Origin of the sequence: Thermogutta sp., from assembly GCF_014359955.1 — a bacterium.
Taxonomy (GTDB): Bacteria; Planctomycetota; Planctomycetia; order Pirellulales; family Thermoguttaceae; genus Thermogutta.
This window is the reverse complement of record NZ_JACIYL010000316.1, coordinates 1-4,669: the sequence shown is the minus strand read 5'-3', so window position 1 is coordinate 4,669 and position 4,669 is coordinate 1. Positions and strand designations below refer to the sequence as shown.

The window sequence follows — 4,669 nt, the reverse complement described above, 5'->3', positions numbered from 1 at the left end:
GGTGTGGGACTGGGTACCGATTACAACTTTATGGATCGCCTGGCGAGACTCGGGGGCACCGCAAACGATGATGGCCAGAGCCCCCGCGGAAGTGGCAATCCCGCCGAGTATGAGTCACGCCTGAGAGAGATTTTCGAAAGGATCATCGAGTCGCCCAAAGTCCGCCTGGTTAAATAGGGCTGCCGATGGAGACGCGATGGGAAACGCCCAAATTCCCCTTCCCATGTTTCCCTCGCCATGATCATCCAACACCAAACATCCATACTCTTGGTTGTCTATAGAATCAAAGATGTTATTTTTATGGAGCAGAAACTGGTGTTTGAGCAACTTAATGATCAATTTTTCGCGCAAGGGGCTTGCAAACGGGCTACGGGCGCGCAATAATAAAAGTGCGTGAGGGGACCCTCACAGCGCAGCCCTTCGTAGGTCCCTGCCCCGCCTACGAAGGGCACTTTTTTTCTTGACGGCCGCCGTCCCAACCGGTCGCCCTCGCGTAGCTTCGGGGTTTGGATAATGGAAGGATTGGCCGAGTATCTCGAAGTCGCCGCTCTCGCCGTGGTCCAGGGGCTGGGAGAGTTTCTCCCTATCAGCTCCTCCGGTCATGTGCTGGTCCTGGCCCACCTCTTCGACGCGCTGGCGCATCCGCTTCACGAAAAGTTAACCATCAACGTGATGCTCCACCTCGGAACGCTGCTCGCGGTTCTCGTGTACTATCGTCGGCGGATCGTCGCTCTCCTCACAGGGGAATACAGGACATTGCGTCTCCTCGTCGTGGCGACCGTCCCGGCCGCGTGTGCCGGCGTGGGCTACGAATTGTGGTTTAAAGATTGGCTGGTCGCGCACATTGGCTTCGATCCGCTCGACCACGTACTGACCGCGGGTTTGATGTTCTTCCTGACGGGTGGAGTATTGCTGGCTGTGGGACGAAGACACGGCCTCAAGCAAGCCGGCGAACTCACCGTAGGTCAGGCCGTGTTGGTGGGAATTGCCCAGGCGCTGGCCATTCTTCCCGGATTATCGCGCAGCGGGATGACAATCGCCGCCGGCCTGGTCTGCGGACTGAAACGGGAAGAAGCCGCCACTTTTTCCTTCCTTCTCTCGATTCCCACGATTGCCGGGGCCACCATCATTGAAGGCCGCAAGCTCCTTCATCCCGCTGCGGTGGATGGTTCGCTCGGCCCGATCATGCTCGGTGTGGGGCTTTCCTTTGCGGTCGGTCTGATGGCACTCGCCTGGGTCATCCAATGGCTTGCCAAAGGCCGGCTGAGCTGGTTTGCCGGATGGGTGTTTTTCATGGGCACGGTCGTCCTCATCTGGCAGATTGCTCTCCGGGTCTGATAGTCGGGTAATCCCTGCGGGTTTCTTCCCATTTCACGCCAGGCCGTCTGATCCGCCGCTCGCCGCACACGGCGCGCCCATTATTCGGCTTGCCTGGATGTGTCCTCTGCCCCGACAATGGAACGGTAGTGTGCCGCAAAACATCTCACGTGACGCTCCCAATCATGGAGGGAAATCATCCGATGTGCCGACAGCTTTTCGGAATTGCGGTGGCAGCGGGGATAGGGCTTTTACAGATGTGCCCGGCGTGGGCGGGCGAGTTGCGGGCGGAAGCCTACCTCGGCCAACCGTTTGGCGTTGGCAAAATTGAAATGGACCTCATCCCCCAGCAATTGCCTCGGCCGTTGGGCCTGGAGGGCGTTCTGCTCGAGGATGCCGAACATCGCGTATTCTACCCCGTCATTGCTGGCCCACCACTGGGAGGCTTCTTTGCCGAAATGGTGGGAAGTGCTCCCAGGATGACGATCTACTTTCTTTTCCGCGGCGAGCAGCCGCTCGATGTCAGCATCGGCACACGGCCTCCGCAGATGGTTCGGATTTTCCCCCGAAGCGATCCACGTGGCTACGAAAGAACCCTGAGAAGCTGGTGGCGCGAGTATGCGCAACCGCCGGGTCTTTTCGAATCCAAACCCGATTATCCGCCTCTTGTCGCTCAGTATCTTCGGCTCATGCTGTCCCAGCGGTTGGGGCTCAAGCCACCGCAAACCGCCTCGGATTCCTGGGAGGCCTGGTTCCGCGAGCAACTCGGCCTCATGCTCAGCAGTGAACCGCTCCGGTTGCGGATCATGGAAGCCCGCTTTCTGTCACCGCAGGTTTTTCAGGGCACGGCCGATCAACCGTTGCCATCTCCCTGGGACGAACTACCACCTCCGGCGGTGGATGTTCCCCAGGACGTGATCGTCGAACCCCTGGCCACCCATGTGCCGGTGGAATCCCTCTACATTCGATTTGGAAGCTTCAACAACTTTCTCTGGCTTCAGGACACTCTGGCTCGGTGGGGAGGCGACATCCAGAATCTCGTGGCCCTGCGTTCGCTCAACTATGCCATCAGCCGACGTATTGAGGAACAGCTTGTCCTCCGACAATCCGCACTCTCCCGGCTGCTGGGAGAGACAATCGTGGCCGACGTGGCGATCGTTGGTTTCGACCTTCATTTCCACGAGGGGGCGGCGTTCGGACTGCTGTTTCAGGCTCGCAACAGCGCACTGTTTCAGGCCAATATGATCCAGCAGCGACAGGAACGGATCAAAAAGGGAGGGGTACGCGAAGAAAAACTGACGATCCTCAATCACCCTGTCTCTTATCTAAGTTCTGACGATGGAGCCGTGCGATCCTACTATGTGACTGACGGCGATTTTCATCTCGTGACCACATCACGAAAGCTGGTGGAGCGGTTCCTGGAAGCCTCCGCCGGACAGGGGCGACTGGCAGACTCGCCCGAGTTTCGCCTGGCACGCGCAATCTTCCCTGTAAGCCGGCGCGATACCGCGTTTATCTACCTTTCCCGAGAGTTCTTTCGCAACTTGACAGGACCGGCCTACCGCATCGAGACACAGCGTCGGCTTCAGGCCCTGGCCGACATGGACATGGTCGAGCTCGCTCTCCTTGCGGCGGCCTGCGAGGGACACGCCATCGACACAATTGAAGGCCTGGTCGCCCATGGATATCTTCCCAACGGCTTCGGTCCGCGGGCAGACGGAAGTCGCACCATCATTCAAAACGGTATCGTGCGCGACTCTTTGCGCGGGGAACGAGGTCACTTTGTGCCCATTGCCGATATTTCGGTAAACCGGGCCAGTCCCCAGGAAGTGCAACTTTATGAGGAATTCCTGGCCCACTACGCCACTCAGTGGCGGCGCCTGGATCCGGTCATCGCGGCCATCCAGCGGGAATCGGCTGGGACCAACCGGGAACGGATCATCGTGGACGCCCGCGTCACTCCGCTGGCAAAAGAGAACTACGAGAATCTCGTCGCCAAAATGGGGCCGCCCGACAAGTACGAATTGGCGCCGATCGAAGGCGAACTGGGACGTTTTGAAATCAGTTTAAGTCGCGGCCGACTGTTCGGCGGACTCTACGATATCGTTCCCCCGCTTGATATTGTCGATGGTCGTGTGGTACCCACCGGCCGAATCCGGGATATTCTTATTGGCTACCTGGGCACGACCGGAGAGCTGGGACTGTTGGGAAAAATCAATCAGACCTTCAGCACCCGACCCGATGCAAACGGTTACAGTCGGGGCTTGTTTGGACTGTGGCGACGGGAGATGCCGGGCGTCACCGTGTTTTCCTTTCAGCCTGAGGTTCTGGCCGCAGTCACAAACCAACTGCGGTGGCAGGAGTCGGAACGGGAAGCCCATGTCCGGGTCTTTCTCGGGGATCTTTCAGCCGCTCGAATCACGCCACTACTCAACCGCTTTGTTTACTGGCGGACGATGCAGACCTCCCTGGGCAATCTGCGCTTTCTCCGCGATCTCGAACAGCAGCTCCGCGTTCCGGGCAAAGAGTGCAAGCGTGTGGCGGAATTCCTTTTTGATGCCGAGCTCCGCTGTCCCCTCGGCGGTGAGTACGTCTATCAGCCCGACGAGTTCGGCATCCCCCGCTGGACCTCCACATCGTTTGCCGACGGGAAACCGCTCACTCCCACGTCCAGGGTTGATCCAACTTCAGCCGAGCCCGCGATTACGGGGTCCAGCCGCGGGGTTTTACGGGAGGGATTCGACAACGCATCTGGCCAGCAGTCTCTGCCCGCCGTCAATCGCATTGCGGAGCTTGTTCGTTTCCGATTGGGCAGTACCCTTAACCGGAGCGAGAGCGCACCTCCGGAAGCAGATCAGGCGTCCCACTTGCAGAAGGCACCGTCGGCGGAGAACAAACCAGGCCTTGGTCAACCGTTTCTCGCTCCGCCGCTCAACTGGTTCCGCGGGTTGAAGGGAAACGCCATCATCACCCAGGAGGCCATCACAGCCCACCTGGAGATTCTCATGGAGCACGCCCCTGCACAATGACCTGCGCGGCTTTCAGCGCCTGCGATGGGCATCGCCCGGCTGCGATTCTCCCGACGTTTTGGGCGGGCTGGACTCCTTACCGCCTTGGCCGCCAGCAGGGGCACCTGATCCCGAAAGAATGGTTCCCAGCCCTTTTCGGAGATGCTCCGCACTCAGACCGTTTTTCAATCTCACAACCTCCACGGTCGTGGAGTTGGGCTCCGCATTGCGGTCGAGCTGGGTGATTAATTCGCGGATCTCATTCATCAGATAGACCGGGGCCGATACAACAAGGGAATTGGACGTTTCGTCCACACCCACCGACAGCAAACCTTTAAACCGGG

General features: G+C 59.0%; 3 protein-coding genes. 2 read left to right on the top strand and 1 reads right to left on the bottom strand.

Going from position 1 to position 4,669, the window contains the following annotated elements; translation table 11 throughout:
- Window positions 1-513: 513 nt before the first annotated feature.
- Both H5U08_RS10545 and H5U08_RS10540 read left to right on the top strand, forming a co-directional pair.
- Window positions 514-1,338 (top strand): undecaprenyl-diphosphate phosphatase, encoded by an 825-nt coding sequence (locus tag H5U08_RS10545; RefSeq protein ID WP_297032804.1) that lies wholly within the window; start codon window positions 514-516, stop codon window positions 1,336-1,338.
- 182 nt (window positions 1,339-1,520) lie between these two features.
- Complete coding sequence (locus H5U08_RS10540) at window positions 1,521-4,346, top strand: hypothetical protein (protein ID WP_297032802.1); 2,826 nt, start codon at window positions 1,521-1,523, stop codon at window positions 4,344-4,346.
- A 12-nt stretch (window positions 4,347-4,358) separates the two neighbouring features.
- Here the strand turns inward: H5U08_RS10540 and H5U08_RS10535 are convergent.
- Window positions 4,359-4,669, bottom strand: a 311-nt coding sequence (locus H5U08_RS10535; RefSeq protein ID WP_297032801.1) for a secretin N-terminal domain-containing protein, incomplete at its 5' end; no start/stop codon positions are given.

Excerpts from the sequence above, each read along its gene's own strand:
- H5U08_RS10545 (WP_297032804.1), top strand. The coding sequence starts at position 514 with ATGGAAGGATTGGCCGAGTATCTCGAAGTCGCCGCTCTCGCCGTGGTC.
- H5U08_RS10540 (WP_297032802.1), top strand. The coding sequence starts at position 1,521 with ATGTGCCGACAGCTTTTCGGAATTGCGGTGGCAGCGGGGATAGGGCTT.